The sequence below is a fragment of the Macrococcus lamae genome, from assembly GCF_004359545.1.
Taxonomy (GTDB): Bacteria; Bacillota; Bacilli; order Staphylococcales; family Staphylococcaceae; genus Macrococcus; species Macrococcus lamae.
Map to the genome: position 1 here is coordinate 98339 of NZ_SCWB01000006.1, position 15907 is coordinate 114245.

The window sequence follows — 15907 nt, forward strand, 5'->3', positions numbered from 1 at the left end:
AAATTCATTTATAGTTATTCTACGATTGCCAGGATGTCGTCTTCAGATAGTACTAAGTACTTGTCTTCACCAAGCTTCACTTCAGTACCACCAAACTGAGAATACACGATGCGGTCGCCGACTGAAACTTCCATTTCAGCACGTGTCCCGTTATCAAGTAAGCGTCCAGGTCCTACAGCAACGATTGTTCCTTCATTTGACTTTTCTTTTGCTGAGTCAGTCAAGATGATGCCACTTGCTGTTGTCTGTTCTTTTTCAGTCTTTTCAACTACGATACGATTACCTAATGGTTTTAACACGATACTTCCTCCTCAGATTATATAAAATGACCTAGCACTCTTTCACGTAAAGTGCTAACAATTAAATAATAATCAAAGAAGGTCAAAAAAGCAATGATTTTGCTGTATTATTTTTTACGGTTATCTAAATATAATGTACAATAAGACAGTAGCTTGAATTAAAGGAGTATATCATGAAAATCAAACGTATCTGGGTCAATATTTTAATTGTCCTTCTCTATGCCGCTTCACAACTGTCATCACTCATTCCTGTGCTTTTATATAGAAATGCCGGTTTGACGCAGGATGAATTATTCGCGAGAACCATCCCATTTCTTGTCGGAGGATTCATCGTCGCGTCTATTCTGGTCTATTTCGTCAACCGGGCTATCATCAACGAAACGACGCTTGAACGCTCTCGTAAGGAAAGCTGGCGCTATACGATTACTTGGATGATTGCAGGATTGTTCCTCGCATTGTTCGCACAGATGATCATGAATATGATTAATGTCTATATATTTAAACAGCCAATCGAAAGTCAGAACACGACTGATATTCTGGAAGTCGCTAGACAATTTCCGATATTCATTATTCTCATCGCTATTGTCGGCCCGATTTTAGAAGAGTTCGTCTTCCGCAAAGTCATTTTCGGCGAACTGTACGAGCTCATCAAGTTACCAAGATGGGCGGCGTTTATTATAGCGGGCGCCATCAGCGGCTTTATCTTCTCAGCTGCTCATAATGATTTTGACCATACACTGATCTACATGGGGATGGCATTTGTCTTTGCCGGGCTATATGTAGCGACGCGGCGCATCATTGTACCGATTGTTGCACATATGGCGATGAATTCATTCGTCGTCCTGATTCAGCTCGGCTTCAGTGACCAGATTGAAAAGGCAGCTGAAAAAGCAAAGCTTTCTACCCAGTTCATCTGGACAGCTGTAAAACATATACTGTATTAAAAAATGACGTCACGGCATCTGCCATGACGTCATTTTAATATACATTTATATTTATATGTTGAGCCGCTTTTCACAATGCTCAATAATGGTCTTTAGCGCCTTAATACGCGCTGCTTTTTTGTTGTTGGCAGGAATGATGACCCACGGGGCATCTTCTGTTGATGTCTTGTCGATCATGTCCTTGCTCGCTTCAAGATAAATATCCCATTTCTCGCGGTTCCGCCAGTCTTCATCTGTAATCTTCCACTGTTTGTCAGGTGTATTCTGACGCTCCTCAAACCGCTTCAACTGCTCGTCCTTATCCAGCACAAGGAAGAACTTAATGACAATCGCTCCTTCAATAAGCAGACTCTTCTCAAAATCCTTAATCTCCTCATAAGCACGCTGCCACTCATCAGTACTTGCAAATCCTTCGACACGTTCTACAAGAACACGTCCATACCAGCTGCGGTCAAAGATTTCTATATGCCCTGTTCTTGGAAGGTCGACTGCAAAACGCCATAAATAAGGATAGCTGAGCTCTGTTTCAGTCGGTGCTGATATCGCATTCACTTCGTATCCTGTCGGATCAAGACTTTCGCGGACGCGTTTGATGTTCCCGCCTTTACCAGCCGCATCCATCCCTTCATAGACGAGAATGAGCGGGACTTTCTTCTCATAGAGTGCATACTGAATTTCTCTCATGCGGTCCTGCAGTTCAGGAAGTATCTTCTTATAATCTTTTTTAGACATGTCGTCTTCTGTATCAACAAACAGGTCTGTTGTAAAGTTTTTAGTGAACTTACCATCAGCTGGTTGCTTCTTCTTTTTCTTCTGTTTTTTCAGTGCTGCTTCCAGACGCTCGATAATCACTTCGTACATATCGTTGATAGCCTGATTCCGTTCACTGTAATTGATGATTGTCCACGGTGAAATTGCATCTGTCGCTTTAACGAGTTTTTTCATGCCATCAAGATAAGTTTCTTTAGGAATCGCATGTTCGAACTCTTCCGCTTTCCAGCGTGTCAACGGGTTTTCTTTCGTCTTTTCTATATGTTCCTTACGTTTCTTTTCACTGATTTCTACATTGAATTTGATAATTTCGTATCCATCATTAATGAGGAGATTTTCGAATACTTCAATTTCTTCCAGCAGTACTTTGTAGTCCTTATAAACTTCCTTCTTCAAGCCATGTTCCTCGTAGTCCAGCATACTCGCATACCAGCTGCGGAAATAAATCGTGACCTCTCCTCTTGCAGGCAAGTTCTTCCAATACGGATATAAAAATGGCAGACGCAAATCTTCAGTGGTCGGTGTCTTCGTCGCATAAAACTGTGTATACTTCGCATCAAGTGCAAGCAGCAGTTCATTGGCAAGGCGTGACTTGCCTGAAGCTGCCACTCCTTCAAACAGAATCATGACAGGAATTTTCGCCTCGTGTGTCAATCGGACAAGCTCTGCGGTTTTAAGCATTAAATCTTCTTTAATCTTCGTCATTACGTCATCCCCTTTTCGTTCAATAATATCATATTACACCTTCTGAAATATATTTCAAAATTCGAATGAATATTGTAATATTAAGTCAACAAAGGAAAAGGAGAATTGATATGACGACAACTTTTAAAGATTATGTATACGCACGTCCGGATCTGGACGAAACAAAACAGAAATTTGATTTGCTGCTTGAAAAGTTCTCCGCTGCTGATTCAGCGGAAGCACAGATGGAAGTAATCAAAGAACTGAACCGTATCCGTAATGACATCAACACCAATTATTCACTCGCGATGATTCGCGCCTCTATTGATACAAATGACGAATTCTATTCAGCTGAACGTGATTACTTCGATAACCATGCAGCAGAGCTCGCAGCACTTGAAGCTGATTATTTTAAGGCGTTGACGACAAGTCCGTTTAAAGAAACGCTCGAAGATAAGCTTGGGTCGCAACTATTCAGTCTTGCTTATAATATCGTCAATTCATATTCTGACGACGTCAAAGACTTGATCAACGAGGAAAACAAGATCAGCAGCGAATACTCAAAATTGATTGCCAGTGCTGAACTCGAATACGACGGTAAATTTCTGAACTTAGCTCAGATGGCACCTTATACTCAGTCCACTGACCGTGCCGTCCGTAAAGAAGCCACTCTTAAAGTCCAGGAATTTATGAGTGCGCACATGAAAAATTTTGACGATATTTATGACCGTCTTGTTAAAGTCCGTCACGAGATCGCTCAGAAATTAGGATTCGAGAACTTCATTGAGCTGGGTTATATGCGTATGCAGCGCATTGACTACGATCAGGCAATGGTCAGCAGCTATCGTCAGCAGATCAAAGATGAAGTTGTTCCTCTTGCGACAAAGCTTTACGACAGACAGGCTAAGCGCATCGGAGTCGACCAACTGAAATATTATGATGAATCGATTCTCTTTTTAAGCGGTAATGAAAATCCGAAAGATACACCATCAGTAATCCTCGAAAACGGTCGTAAAATGTATGAAGAGTTGAGTCCTGAAACAGGTGAATTTTATAAATTCATGATGGCGCGCGAGCTCTTTGATGTTGAGGCAAAGAAAGGTAAGGAAGCGGGTGGTTACTGTACATTTATCGATAACTACAACGCACCATTCATCTTTGCAAACTTCAATACGACAGATCATGACATTACCGTACTGACTCACGAAGCAGGACACGCTTTCCAAGTGTATTCTTCACGCGAGCTTGAAGTACCTGATTACTTATGGCCGACGCATGAGTCTTGTGAAATTCATTCCATGAGTATGGAGTTCTTCACTTACCCATGGCTAGATTTGTTCTTTAACAACGCTGACAAATTCAAATACAAGCATATCGGTGATGCCGTTCAGTTCCTGCCATATGGCGTGGCCATCGACGAATTTCAGCATCGTGTCTACGAACGTCCGGAGATGACACCTGAAGAACGGCGACAAGTATGGACTGAACTTGAACATAAATATTTGCCTCATCGTGACTATGACGGCATTTATCCTCTCGCTGAAGGCTCGCTCTGGCACCGTCAGGGACATGTATTCAGTTCACCGTTCTACTACATCGACTATACACTTGCTCAAGTGTGTGCGTTCCAGTTCTTTAAACGCAGCCGTGAAGACTTCGATGCTGCATGGCAGGATTATTTACATCTATGTCAGCTCGGCGGCTCACTGCCTTTTAACGCATTAGTTAAGGAAGCGCATCTGAAATCACCATTTGAAGAAGGTACATTGAAGGAAATTGTTGCCTATCTGGAAGACTATATCAGTGGTATCGATGATTCACAGTTTTAAAAAAAGACGCGGGACCAGGATGATTCCTGATCTCGCGTCTATTGTTTTTTAGTGAACCGATGTTTTACGCAGGAAGAAAAGTCCGATTAGTAACAGGCTGAATCCAGTCAGCAGTATATCTGTATGCTCTCCTGTATCAGGAAGGCTTTTCATCTTTTTCGGTTTTTTAAGATGCTGCTTGTCACTCTTTTTCATCATAGCTTTAGCTTTTTTCACTTCAGCTTTATCAACTTTCTGAGTGACCAGTTTATTTACTTTCTCATCAAGTGCAAGGTAATACTTTTCACCTTTATGAGGAGAGAATTTTCCAGCCTTAATTTCACTGTAAGTGTCACTAGGAAGCAGTTGGGTCGTATTTTCTGATGATTCTGGGTTGGTTGGTGCCGGCTGCTCAGGTACTGATGGCACTGACGGTTCTGATGGCACAACAGGCGGCTCACTTTGTACGGGCGGCTGTTCTGTCGTTGGATACTCAATAGTCGGCTGCTCGACAGTCGGTTGTTCTGTCTGAGGTATTTCGACAGTCGGCTGTTCTATTGCAGGCGGCTGTTCTACTGAAGGCGGCGTGGCAGGAGTCTCAGCTGGTAACTGAGGTACTTTTGGCAGCGGCTTTGATTCTACATCTGGTTTCGGTTCTGGTTTTTGTTCTACTGGTTTTTGTTCTACTGGTTTTTGTTCTACCGGAGTTGAAGGTACATTTTCTTCTTCTGGTTCTGTTACTGGGATTTCAGGTGAAACAATTTCGATATTATCTGTACTCTTATCTTCAACTGTTGCAATTTCAGTAGAAACGATCTCGATACTATCACTAGATGTTGTGTTTTTTTCTGATTCTGCAGCATAAGTTGTTGAACTCACCAGCGCACCAGTTAAAAGCACTGTTAGACAAATACTATATTTAAACTTATGCATTTACGATTCCTCCAGTTAATGGTTAATTTCAATTATATAAGAAAACATACTTGATTGCTACGAAGAAGGAAGATTGTTACCTACTCTTAATAATATATATATTAATGAAATATCTTTTTTGCAATTTAAAATCATTTTTATAGAATTCATCATATTATTTACTTTACATTAATGAAATGATAAAGTATAATAAATATATCAAGTATAACTTATATACTAAGGAGTTACTATGGAGACTAAATATTTTAGCAATACCACTCATATGGGTGCAGTACATTTGAACGTCAATTTTTTAGATAATTCGATTCGATTTTACAGCGATATTATCGGTCTAAACGTTCTCGAACGTAACGCTGAATACACTGTACTCGGCATAGGAGAACGTCCGCTCCTCTACCTTTACGAAACAAAGACTGAGCGTAAAGATCGGCAGGCCGGACTGTATCATATGGCATTTCTCGTTCCTTCCCGCACAGAACTCGGGAATGTGTTCCAGCATCTGATCAATACACAGTATCCATTAAGCGGGGCAAGTGATCACTACGTTTCAGAAGCGCTTTATCTGCAGGATCCAGAAGGTAACGGCATTGAAATATATCGCGATGTTCCTTCTGAAGAATGGACTTATGAAGCGACCGGCTACATTAACATGGCAACTGTTGAGATGGATTTTCAAGGTGTGCTGGATTCAAAGGACGGCAGACCATTTGAAGGACTTCATCCTGACACGGTAATGGGTCACGTGCATTTATCGGTGAAAGAGCTGCCGCAGACTATTAAATTTTATGAAGACGTCTTCGGCCTCGACATTATGACGTTGTACGGTGCACAGGCGGCCTTCATGAGCGCGGGAGGTTACCACCATCATCTCGGTTTAAACACTTGGGGAGGTGCGGCTACTTCAGCTGAGCTGACTGATCCAGGACTTCGAAAGCACGAGATTAATTTCCCTAATATCGAAGATTTCGAACATTTTAAAAAGAAATTGACTGAATTAGGCTTAACTACTGAACGAGACGGGAATTCAGAGATAGTAAGAGATCCGAACGGCATTGGTATTCGGGTCATGTATAAAAAGTAATCAATAAGTAGTTTTAAACAATTATAAAACAGGGAGAGATAATCATGGGTTTATTTAACAAAAAAGAAGACAAGCAGGAATACAAACATTTAGAAGGTGCAATGGAAAAAAGACGTTCAGTCTATCATCTTGAACCGAAATCACCGATTTCAGATACTGAAATTGAAAAAATCTTAACTGAAGCAGTTAAATTTGTTCCTTCTGCGTTCAATTCACAAAGTACACGTGTTGTATTATTACTAAATGATAACCACAAGCAGCTATGGGATCTGACTAGAGATGCATTAAAAGAATTAATGGGGCCGGACAGAGACTTTTCAGAGACTGAACAGAAAATGAACAGCTTTAAAGCGGGTTACGGAACTGTACTATTCTTTGAAGACACAGGGGTCGTCAAAGGACTTCAGGAAAAAGCACCGGCTTATGCCGAAAAATTTCCAGTGTGGAGCGAACATACTAACGCTATGCATCAATACGCGATCTGGACAGCATTTGCTGTTAAAGGCCTAGGCGCGTCGCTACAGCATTATGATGGCGTGATCGATGAGCAGGTCTACGAAACATTCAGTCTGCCAAAAACATGGAAACTAATTGCTCAGATGCCATTCGGTACAATCGGTTCTGAACCAGGTCCGAAAGAAATCGCAACCGTTGAAAACCGACTGATCATTAAAAAATAATAATTACGTTAAAGAGCCGCTCAAAAATTGATGAGCGGCTCTTTTGCATTGATGACAATTATTTTATCTTTAGTACTGTTTTTCCTGAAAATCATATTTGGTAAATTTGAAATACACTTGCCCTGATTCTGTCGAAGTTCTGATTCCTCGTGCGTCATCAGACGGGAATATTCGCGACGTCATTACTCGTTCACCGTCATTCAAAAAGATTTCGATACTCGACTCGTCCATAAAAATCTGAAGTTGCTTCAAATCGCTGTCCAGCACTACAGAACGTGTCGTTCCGTTTACTTCCTGGCAAAGCTGTCCACTTTCTGATCGGTCGAGCGTAAAACGTCTTTCCTGTTTGTTATAGATTAACAGTGTCGACTCTTTCTTCGATACACGGAGTTCTATATAGAACTCCGTCGATTCATTCTCCAATATGTCGACAATCAGTTCATAGCAGGACCCTTCATACGGATGCAGCTTGATATTATGCTTCATCGCATAACCTTCAGCTGTTTCGACTTCACCGCGGCGCGATTCCCATGCTTTCAGGGGTCGCTGACGTAATCTTCCGTCCTCAACAGTCAACTCGCGAGGAATCGTCAGACAGTGGGCCCAGTTGTATTGATCAGTCGGATAGTCTGTATCCGGCAGCCCCATCCAGCCGAACAGAATTCGTCTGCCGTCTTTATCTACTGTCGTCTGCGGCGCATAGAAGTCAAAGCCGTTATCGAGTTCAGTGAACTCCCCGTGCGTCATTTCAAACGTCGATTTATTAAGCGAACCGATTAAGTAGCCGGATTGATAAATATTCTGAAACTGATCGCCAGATGCTTCAATACCTTGCGGACAGAACAATACAACGTCATGATCGTCCAGTTCAAAATAGTCCGGACACTCCCACATATAGCCGAAATTTGTATAGGCTGTCTTAAGTTCGAAGATGAACTCCCAATCCTTAAAATTCTTTGAGCGATAGACGACAATTGTCCCGGTTTCGTCATGACGCTGCGCCCCCATGACAGCATAATAAATACCGTTGTCATACCATACTTTCGGATCTCTGAAATGCTCTGTATAACCTTCCTCTGGTCCTCTGATGATTGGTTGTTCCCGTTTGATGAAATCTCCTTTTGCATCCAGCACTGCTACCAGCTGATAAGGAATGCGCTCCCAGTCTGCTGTGCGATGATTGCCGGTATAAACAAGATTTAGTTCGCCGTCCACGACAATCCCTGAGCCGCTGTACGCACCGTGGGAGTCATATTCCGTATCAGGTGCTAATGCTATGCCATGTGGGGTGAATGTCACTAGATCCTTTGACGTCAAATGGTACCAGTATTTGACCCCATGAACTGCACCGAGCGGGAACCACTGATAGAACAAGTGGTATTCACCGTTATAATAGACAAAGCCGTTCGGGTCATTCATCAGTCCAGTCGGTGGCTGTATATGAAAGTGCTGACGCCACGGGGATTTATCAGTCTGCTCAAGCAGCTGCAGATATTCATCATCAGCTACTTCCGCCATTTTTCTGTAACGCATGTCTCTCGTCCATTCCATTGATGATGTCCTCATTTCTTATACACATATATTCATAATTTAATTTTAGCACGAAGAGTCAAAAAAACCATCCCGCTGTCCGAGATGGTTCAGTCTTTATTTAATTCTTCCTCAAGCTGCTGCTGCTCGGCCTTTAAATATTGTCTGTAACCGATCTTACTGATTTGTATGCTCACTTCATAAAGCACAATCATCGGTAGGACGAAGATAATATAAGTCATCACGTCAGGCGGTGCAATGATAGCGGCGATGACCATCAGACCAAAATACGCATATTTCCGATTCTTCTTCAGAAATTTTGGCGAGATGATGCCGAGTCTTGTCAGAAATAACAGCAGTATAGGCAGCTGGAAGACAAAGCCGAATGGAATCGTGAACTTCAATAGTTCGTTGAAGTATTCCCTGACACCGATCATCTGATTAACCCCCATCTCAGCAGCCAGACCGAGTGTGAAGTGAATCATGTAAGGAAAGATGATGAAATAGCTGAACGTCAGACCGATGAGAAACAGTACGATACTGATCGGAATGTAGCTCAGTGTCACCTTTCGTTCTTTCGGGTGCAGACCAGGTGATACAAATGCCCATAATTGATACAGAATGACCGGTGAGATAATTATGACTGCAATCAGCATGATGACTGTAATATAGATGGTCAAAGGATCAGTCACTTTGAAGTAGTTCAAGGCGATTTCCTTCGGGACGTCATCTTTCGTCAAAAACTTGGTCACGCGTTTACCGAAGAAGAAACCGATCATGACGCCCCCAGCCAGGAAGTAGGCGATGATCATCAGCCGCTTTCTCAGTTCTTCCAGATGTTCTACTATCGTTAAATCATCTTTATTCATTTGAGGTATTTCCCTCCTCATAAAAAAAACGGCAACAAGCTGCCGTCTTCAACTTATTATTTACGAACGTCATTGTTATCTTCTTTGTCGTGGTCTTTCATAATGCCGTCTGTCGCATCCTTGAACTCTTTCAGTGATGAGCCCATCGCACGACCGAATTCAGGCAGCTTCTTAGGTCCGAATATAATCAAGGCGATGACACCAAGGAATAAGAGAACTGGTCCTGAAGCAAACCCTAAAGTAGTAATTAAGAACATATTTCTTCCTCCTAATGATTTTTCATAAAGAATATTAAAGACTGTAACTCAATGCCGAGATCAATATGATGAACATGAACACTTGAAGGTACAGTTAAACGTTCCGGTGTAAAGTTTAATATACCTTTAATTCCTGCTTTTGTCACCCGATTTGCTAACGACTGAGCAGCAGCACCCGGCACAGTCAGAATAACTATCTGAATGTCCTGCTTTTTAATAACTTCTTCAAAATGTTCAATATCCTGGACCTCAATTCTCCCGATATGCCTGCCGATGACTTCAGGATTCGTATCAAATGCTGCTGCAATCTTCATCCGGTCGCTTACAGTGAAGTTGTAGTTCACTAAAGCAGTACCGAGGTTACCCACCCCGATAATTGCCACCTTTGTTATCATGTCCTGCTGCAGCGTCGTCTTAAAGAAATTAAGCAGATACGAAACATTATAGCCGTACCCTTTCTTGCCGAGTTCTCCGAAATACGAAAAATCCCGTCTGATGGTCGCTGAGTCGATCTGCAGACCTTCACTTAATTCCTTGGATGAGACGCGGTCGACATTCGAGTTATATAATGTGTCCACGAATCGATAATAAAGCGGTAATCGTTTCAGGGTGGCCTTAGGAATTTTTATCTCTTCTTTCGACATCCCAATCACCCAGTTTCTAATGTATTGTGATATAATTCACAGCACTTTATTATACCATGTCGTAGTTATGTTTACTATGTGAAAGTTATGTGACATGAATAACACATTCCTTCTTAATCGTTATTCATGTAGAATAAAGTAGAGGTGAAATCATGATTCTTTTACAGGCAAGTCAACTATCAAAATCATTTTCCGGCGACACATTGTTCGCCGATGTAAAATTCGAAATAAAAACTCACGACCGCGTCGCCATCGTCGGCAGAAATGGTGCCGGCAAAACCACATTGATGAAAATTTTAGCAGGTGTGGAAAGCTACGAAAACGGACATTTAATGCTTGCAAAAAATATCCGCATTGGCTATTTAACTCAGCAGATGACGCTTAATGCCGAAGGAACAGTCTATGAAGCGATGATGAAGCCATTTCAGCACTTAGTCGATATGGAAAGAAAGCTTGCAGGTATAGCTAATTATTTAGGTAACAACAGCAGTCAGGCTGATAGTGATGAATATAAGAATAAGCTCACAGAATACGAGAAACTGCAGGCAGCTTTTGAAGCACAAGACGGCTATACGTTCGAGCATAAAATTAAAACCGTTCTCACGGGTCTGAACTTCAAGGAAGAAGATTTCAACCAGAAGATTGACTACTTCTCCGGTGGTCAGAAGACGCGTCTCGCACTCGCTGAGATGCTGCTGCAGCAACCTGATCTTCTGCTGCTCGATGAACCGACCAACCATCTGGATATGGAAACTACGGCATGGCTGGAAAATTATTTACTGACTTATAAAGGTGCTATTATCGTTATTTCCCATGACCGCTACTTTCTCGATAAAGTCGTGGGCGCAGTCTATGATGTGGCACTTGGACGCGTTACGAAGTATGTCGGTAACTATTCAAAGTTCATTGCAGAGCGCGATGCATTTTACGACAAAATGACAGCGGAATACGAACGTCAGCAGGCAGAAATTGAGCGTCTAGAAACGTTTGTCCAGAAAAACATCACCCGGGCATCAACTTCCGGGATGGCAAAAAGCCGCCGTAAAATTCTCGAGAAGATGGTGCGTATTGAGGCGCCGAAGCTCGATGACCATTCTGTTAACTTAAACTTCAATATAGAACGGGAATCGGGTAATGATGTGTTAAGCGCGGCGGATCTTGAAGTCGGCTACACAATGCCGATTACTGCTCCTGTATCGTTCGATGTAAAGAAACAGGATGCCATTGCCGTCATCGGTCCAAACGGTATCGGTAAGACAACATTGATCAAGACTATTGCTAAGCGACTGCCCGCTTTAAGCGGTGAAGTCAAATACGGAGCTAATGTCTCCATCGGTTATTACGACCAGAAACAAGCAGAGTTCAGTTCCTCAAACACTGTCCTTGAAGAACTGTGGCAGTATTACCCGACAATGCCGGAGAAAGATGTTCGTGCTGTGCTGGGACGCTTCCTATTTGTACAGGATGATGTCAAAAAAGCAATCAACGATCTGTCAGGCGGTGAGAAAGCACGGCTCCAGCTTGCTAAACTGAGTCTTGAGAACAACAATGTGCTAATTCTTGATGAACCGACCAACCACCTTGATATTGATGCCAAAGAAATACTGGAAGAAGCGCTGATCCATTATCCCGGTACTGTCCTGTTCGTATCACACGACCGCTACTTCATCAATCGGATTGCCACTAAAGTACTCAATATCACGGCTGAAGGATCAGCACTGTTTCTCGGGGACTATACGTACTTCACCGAAAAGGAAGAAGAACGCGCTGCGCACGAAGCTTATGATCAGCAAGAACAGCTGCCCATCACAAGAACAACTAGCTATGAAGATAATAAGCAGGCACGTAAAGAACGCCGCAAGATGGAACGAGCGCTACAGCAGCTGGAAGAAGATGTAGCAGCAAAAGAGGAATTAATATCAGAAATTGAGCAGACACTGACTCTTCCTGATGTATTCAATGATAGTCAAAAAAGTTATGAACTCCATCAACAACTGGTCACAGCTCAAGCACAACTGGAAGAATTGATGGAACAATGGGCAGAACTAGAAGCAAATTTAGAAGAAACGGACTAATTTCCGGTTCTTTTTTGTTCACAGAGTTATCCACAATTAAAACACGGTATTAATAGTTATTCATATTGTTATTCTAGTTATCCACAGAAAAATGATAATTCCATCCTTCTATTTTAGTGTAAAATGATTTATCAGCAAAAACTTATCCACAATATGTTAACAACTTGTGTACAGGTACATATGTTCTATTTATCTAAATCATCCGCATTTATATTTAATTCTATTGTACTTCTACCATTCAAACTGTAATCAGCAAAATGCTGCTGCTGAAAAAGAAAATATGCTGCTGCCCCAATCATCGCTGCGTTATCTGTACATAGCGCCAAAGGAGGAATATGCAGCTGGATGCCGCGTGCTGCAGTTTCTTTCTTTAATCTGCCGCGCAGGCCGCTGTTTGCTGCAACACCACCGCAGACAATCAGTTCGTTAATATGATAAGATTCAAGCGCAGCTAATGTCTTTTTGCAGAGAACGTCAATAACGCTTGCCTGGAAGCTTGCTGCAACATCAGCCGGATTCACTGTTTCTCCTTTTTGCCGTTTATTGTGCAGCGTATTGATAACTGCACTTTTCAAGCCGCTGAAACTAAAGTCATAGCCTTCCAGAATAGGTCTCGGGAAATTCAATGTATCATTTCCTTCAGTCGCCAGACGATCGACTTCAGGACCGCCTGGATACGGAAGATTAATGGTCCGGGCCACCTTGTCATAAGCTTCACCTACTGCATCATCACGTGTCTCACCGATTACTTCAAAGTCTAGATGATTCTGCATCACTACAAGTTCTGTATGACCACCTGATACAATAAGTGCGAGCAGCGGGAACTTCAGTGGCTCTACAATATGATTCGCATAAATATGACCCGCTATATGATGGACAGGAATTAACGGCTTATTATGGCTCATTGCCAGCGCCTTTGCAGCATTGATACCGACAAGCAGTGCACCGATCAGACCCGGCCCTTCTGTGACAGCAACCGCATCGATATCATCCATCGTCACATGCGCGTTTTTCAAAGCATCATCAATGACCCGTGTCATATTCTCAACGTGATGCCGGCTCGCAATTTCAGGAACTACTCCACCGAAGCGTTTATGTGATTCAATCTGACTGTTGACACTGCTGCTCAGTACTTCACGGCCATTTCTGACAACACTGACCGCGGTCTCGTCACAGCTTGTTTCTACTGCAAGAATCGTTATATCATTCATTTCTTAACCTCACCCACATGACTTTCGCATCCTGGCCCGCGCCGTAGTAATCTTTTCTCAAACCACCATACGAAAATCCTAATTTTTCGTAGACATGTCGTGCTGCCATATTTTCTTCGCGTACTTCAAGACTCATCATTTCACAAGTCGTCTGTGCATAGTTCATGACATATTCAAGGAGCAGCTGACCGTAACCAAAGCCTCGAAGTGCTTCATCGATAGCGATTGTAGTAATCTGTGCCTGATCAATGACAATCCATGACCCGAGATAACCAATCACCCGGTCATCGAGTGTCATGACAAAATAATGACTGAACTCATTCTTCTCAAGTTCGTGATAAAAGGCATCCAGTGTCCACGAGCCGGACGGAAAGCTCTTTTGTTCTATTTCAAAGACTGTCGGAACATCCTGAACAGTCATTTTTCTAATAGTCAGTCCTGATTGTTCAGCCAATTGCGTTCAGCCTCCGAGATTCTTAAATAAGTCGGTTCAAATGAATGAACATCGACTGAGTCGTGCTCTGTATCAATCAATCGCCGCATTTCTACACTTCTCGGTATACAGTAAAAGTTTGACCCTTTCAATTGATTCTCGAGCTTAACTGCATCCATACCAAGGAATAAATAAGGGAAATGCTGATTCTTCAAATAATTGTTCAATTCGTCAATAGTCATGTAACTGTCTTCTTTTATCGTTTCAACCTTGACACCCTTATAGCGGTAAATACCTGCGTATACCGCATTTCGCCTTGCATCGATGACAGGCACGAGCAGAAATTCATGCATCCTCACTGTTGCAGCGAGCGCTTTTAAAGATGACGCTGCATATAGTGGAATACCCAGCGTATATGCGAGTGTCTTAGCGACAGTCACACCAATTCTAAGCCCTGTATATGACCCCGGCCCCTTACTCACAACAATGCCGTCCAGCTCATTCATTTCAAGTCCAGCATAGTTCATGACATGTTCTATCGCCGGCATTAACGTCATAGAATGATTAATTTTTTTTGCACTGTTGAATTCAGCCAGTACTTCTATATCATCGCTGACACTTACTGATAATGGCTGATTAGCTGTATCAATATGAAGTAACTTCATCATCCAATGCCTCCAGTAATTTTTCGTAGTGCTCACCCTGTGCCGTCACTGTCACTTGTCGTGAATCATCTGATATCCTCTCAATCATCAATGTTAAATAATTAGATGGCAGGAAATCTTCAATCATCTGCGGCCATTCTACAAGCGTTACCCCTTCGCTATAGAAGTAATCGTCAAACCCAAGATCCTCATCACCATCTTCTAATCTATAACAGTCCATATGATGAAAAGGAATACGTCCGCTATAAGACTTGATAATAGTGAATGTTGGAGAGTTAATTGTTTTAGTTACACCAAGAGCCTTACCAAAAAACTGACTGAACGTTGTCTTGCCTGCTCCAAGGTCTCCTTTAAGAAGGTAAACATCTTCAGGCTGAGCAAGATCAGCAAGACGACCAGCTAATTGATTCATTTGTTCTAAAGAGTTAATAATCAGTTTCATCACTTCACCTACGTTAATTAATAATATTCATTGTAACATCTATATGGTGGCAACATCTTCACAAAACACCTGGTTTAAGAAATACATCCATTATAACAAAAATGCCGGCTGCTCTGTGAAGCCGGCAAAAGAACGCAAAAAAAAGAGACCTGACAGGTCTCGGTGCGGCTCATCGCATATGTTTTTGCCCGGCAACGTCCTACTCTCGCGGGACGTCAGTCCAACTACCATCGGCGCTCGAGAGCTTAACTTCTGTGTTCGGTATGGGAACAGGTGTGACCTCTCTGCCATCGTCACCAGACAGGGTGGATCGAAGGGATGTACCCTCAAAACTAGATAAGCGGGAGGAAGAAGGAGCCTTACCAGCTCGCCGAGCTGAAAAATCTTTAAATTGATTAAGTCTTCGATCGATTAGTATCTGTCAGCTCCACACATCGCTGTGCTTCCACCTCAGACCTATTGACCTCATCATCTCTGAGGGATCTTATAACCGAAGTTGGGAAATCTCATCTTGAGGGGGGCTTCATGCTTAGATGCTTTCAGCACTTATCCCGTCCATACATAGCTACCCAGCTATGCCG

At 42.4% G+C, this 15907-nt stretch carries 16 protein-coding genes and 2 rRNA genes; 5 read left to right on the forward strand and 13 right to left on the reverse strand.

The annotated features are described in order from the left end of the window. Positions 1-14 precede the first annotated feature (14 nt). Positions 15-299 (reverse strand): co-chaperone GroES, encoded by a 285-nt coding sequence (gene groES, locus ERX29_RS04810; RefSeq protein WP_133443562.1) that lies wholly within the window; start codon positions 297-299, stop codon positions 15-17. A 173-nt stretch (positions 300-472) separates the two neighbouring features. Between groES and mroQ the strand changes: the two genes are divergently transcribed. Beyond that, positions 473-1243, forward strand: a complete 771-nt coding sequence (mroQ, locus tag ERX29_RS04815) for an intramembrane glutamic endopeptidase MroQ (protein WP_133443563.1) — start codon at positions 473-475, stop codon at positions 1241-1243. Between the two features lie 51 nt (positions 1244-1294). On the opposite strand, the gene ERX29_RS04820 is transcribed toward mroQ, so the two are convergent. Then, positions 1295-2719 (reverse strand): phosphate--AMP phosphotransferase, encoded by a 1425-nt coding sequence (locus ERX29_RS04820; RefSeq protein ID WP_133443564.1) that lies wholly within the window; start codon positions 2717-2719, stop codon positions 1295-1297. Between the two features lie 110 nt (positions 2720-2829). Here ERX29_RS04820 and ERX29_RS04825 point away from each other — a divergent pair, with 110 nt between their 5' ends. Beyond that, complete coding sequence (locus ERX29_RS04825; protein WP_133443565.1) at positions 2830-4527, forward strand: M3 family oligoendopeptidase; 1698 nt, start codon at positions 2830-2832, stop codon at positions 4525-4527. A gap of 48 nt (positions 4528-4575) precedes the next feature. On the opposite strand, the gene ERX29_RS04830 is transcribed toward ERX29_RS04825, so the two are convergent. Next, entirely contained in the window at positions 4576-5439 is an 864-nt protein-coding gene (locus ERX29_RS04830; protein ID WP_133443566.1) for an LPXTG cell wall anchor domain-containing protein, read from the reverse strand. A gap of 229 nt (positions 5440-5668) precedes the next feature. Between ERX29_RS04830 and ERX29_RS04835 the strand changes: the two genes are divergently transcribed. Beyond that, the gene (locus ERX29_RS04835; protein WP_133443567.1) at positions 5669-6520 is read left to right on the forward strand and encodes a VOC family protein; all 852 of its coding nucleotides are present in this window, start codon (positions 5669-5671) and stop codon (positions 6518-6520) included. Positions 6521-6564: 44 nt separating this feature from the next. Then, positions 6565-7200 carry a nitroreductase family protein gene (locus ERX29_RS04840; protein ID WP_133443568.1) on the forward strand — a complete coding sequence of 212 codons (636 nt, stop codon included), beginning with the start codon at positions 6565-6567 and terminating at the stop codon, positions 7198-7200. A 69-nt stretch (positions 7201-7269) separates the two neighbouring features. On the opposite strand, the gene ERX29_RS04845 is transcribed toward ERX29_RS04840, so the two are convergent. From ERX29_RS04845 to ERX29_RS04860, 4 genes are all read right to left on the reverse strand, one after another. Continuing rightward, complete coding sequence (locus ERX29_RS04845) at positions 7270-8751, reverse strand: sucrose-6-phosphate hydrolase (RefSeq protein ID WP_133443569.1); 1482 nt, start codon at positions 8749-8751, stop codon at positions 7270-7272. A gap of 89 nt (positions 8752-8840) precedes the next feature. Beyond that, positions 8841-9599 (reverse strand): twin-arginine translocase subunit TatC, encoded by a 759-nt coding sequence (tatC, locus tag ERX29_RS04850; RefSeq protein WP_133443570.1) that lies wholly within the window; start codon positions 9597-9599, stop codon positions 8841-8843. A 56-nt stretch (positions 9600-9655) separates the two neighbouring features. Further along, positions 9656-9856 (reverse strand): twin-arginine translocase TatA/TatE family subunit, encoded by a 201-nt coding sequence (gene tatA, locus ERX29_RS04855; protein ID WP_133443571.1) that lies wholly within the window; start codon positions 9854-9856, stop codon positions 9656-9658. An 11-nt stretch (positions 9857-9867) separates the two neighbouring features. After that, positions 9868-10500 (reverse strand): redox-sensing transcriptional repressor Rex, encoded by a 633-nt coding sequence (locus ERX29_RS04860; protein ID WP_133443572.1) that lies wholly within the window; start codon positions 10498-10500, stop codon positions 9868-9870. A 152-nt stretch (positions 10501-10652) separates the two neighbouring features. Here ERX29_RS04860 and ERX29_RS04865 point away from each other — a divergent pair, with 152 nt between their 5' ends. Beyond that, positions 10653-12575, forward strand: coding sequence for an ABC-F family ATP-binding cassette domain-containing protein (locus ERX29_RS04865; RefSeq protein ID WP_133443573.1), 1923 nt, complete (start codon positions 10653-10655; stop codon positions 12573-12575). A 185-nt stretch (positions 12576-12760) separates the two neighbouring features. Here ERX29_RS04865 and tsaD read toward each other — a convergent pair whose 3' ends face one another. The 6 genes from tsaD to ERX29_RS04895 form a co-directional block, all read right to left on the reverse strand. After that, on the reverse strand, positions 12761-13786 hold the full coding sequence (gene tsaD / locus ERX29_RS04870; RefSeq protein WP_133443574.1) for a tRNA (adenosine(37)-N6)-threonylcarbamoyltransferase complex transferase subunit TsaD: 1026 nt from the start codon (positions 13784-13786) through the stop codon (positions 12761-12763). After that, a complete protein-coding gene (gene rimI, locus ERX29_RS04875) occupies positions 13779-14207 on the reverse strand; it encodes a ribosomal protein S18-alanine N-acetyltransferase (protein ID WP_133443581.1) in 429 nt (142 codons plus the stop codon). Before rimI ends, tsaD begins: the two co-directional genes overlap by 8 nt. A gap of 11 nt (positions 14208-14218) precedes the next feature. Beyond that, a complete protein-coding gene (tsaB, locus tag ERX29_RS04880; RefSeq protein ID WP_133443582.1) occupies positions 14219-14884 on the reverse strand; it encodes a tRNA (adenosine(37)-N6)-threonylcarbamoyltransferase complex dimerization subunit type 1 TsaB in 666 nt (221 codons plus the stop codon). Beyond that, entirely contained in the window at positions 14865-15326 is a 462-nt protein-coding gene (gene tsaE, locus ERX29_RS04885; protein ID WP_133443575.1) for a tRNA (adenosine(37)-N6)-threonylcarbamoyltransferase complex ATPase subunit type 1 TsaE, read from the reverse strand. Before tsaE ends, tsaB begins: the two co-directional genes overlap by 20 nt. A 186-nt stretch (positions 15327-15512) precedes the next feature. Then, positions 15513-15627: ribosomal RNA gene (gene rrf, locus ERX29_RS04890) — 5S ribosomal RNA — on the reverse strand. Positions 15628-15717: 90 nt separating this feature from the next. After that, positions 15718-15907: ribosomal RNA gene (locus ERX29_RS04895) — 23S ribosomal RNA — on the reverse strand; the annotation flags it as partial.

What these genes read in the sequence shown, in the direction of transcription:
- ERX29_RS04820 (WP_133443564.1), bottom strand. Translation starts at nt 2,719, where the DNA reads ATGACGAAGATTAAAGAAGATTTAATGCTTAAAACCGCAGAGCTTGTC.
- tatA (WP_133443571.1), bottom strand. Translation starts at nt 9,856, where the DNA reads ATGTTCTTAATTACTACTTTAGGGTTTGCTTCAGGACCAGTTCTCTTA.
- ERX29_RS04860 (WP_133443572.1), bottom strand. Translation starts at nt 10,500, where the DNA reads ATGTCGAAAGAAGAGATAAAAATTCCTAAGGCCACCCTGAAACGATTA.
- tsaD (WP_133443574.1), bottom strand. Translation starts at nt 13,786, where the DNA reads ATGAATGATATAACGATTCTTGCAGTAGAAACAAGCTGTGACGAGACC.
- tatC (WP_133443570.1), bottom strand. Translation starts at nt 9,599, where the DNA reads ATGAATAAAGATGATTTAACGATAGTAGAACATCTGGAAGAACTGAGA.
- rimI (WP_133443581.1), bottom strand. Translation starts at nt 14,207, where the DNA reads ATGACTGTTCAGGATGTTCCGACAGTCTTTGAAATAGAACAAAAGAGC.
- mroQ (WP_133443563.1), top strand. Translation starts at nt 473, where the DNA reads ATGAAAATCAAACGTATCTGGGTCAATATTTTAATTGTCCTTCTCTAT.
- tsaB (WP_133443582.1), bottom strand. Translation starts at nt 14,884, where the DNA reads ATGAAGTTACTTCATATTGATACAGCTAATCAGCCATTATCAGTAAGT.
- ERX29_RS04835 (WP_133443567.1), top strand. Translation starts at nt 5,669, where the DNA reads ATGGAGACTAAATATTTTAGCAATACCACTCATATGGGTGCAGTACAT.
- ERX29_RS04840 (WP_133443568.1), top strand. Translation starts at nt 6,565, where the DNA reads ATGGGTTTATTTAACAAAAAAGAAGACAAGCAGGAATACAAACATTTA.
- tsaE (WP_133443575.1), bottom strand. Translation starts at nt 15,326, where the DNA reads ATGAAACTGATTATTAACTCTTTAGAACAAATGAATCAATTAGCTGGT.
- ERX29_RS04830 (WP_133443566.1), bottom strand. Translation starts at nt 5,439, where the DNA reads ATGCATAAGTTTAAATATAGTATTTGTCTAACAGTGCTTTTAACTGGT.
- ERX29_RS04825 (WP_133443565.1), top strand. Translation starts at nt 2,830, where the DNA reads ATGACGACAACTTTTAAAGATTATGTATACGCACGTCCGGATCTGGAC.
- ERX29_RS04845 (WP_133443569.1), bottom strand. Translation starts at nt 8,751, where the DNA reads ATGGAATGGACGAGAGACATGCGTTACAGAAAAATGGCGGAAGTAGCT.
- ERX29_RS04865 (WP_133443573.1), top strand. Translation starts at nt 10,653, where the DNA reads ATGATTCTTTTACAGGCAAGTCAACTATCAAAATCATTTTCCGGCGAC.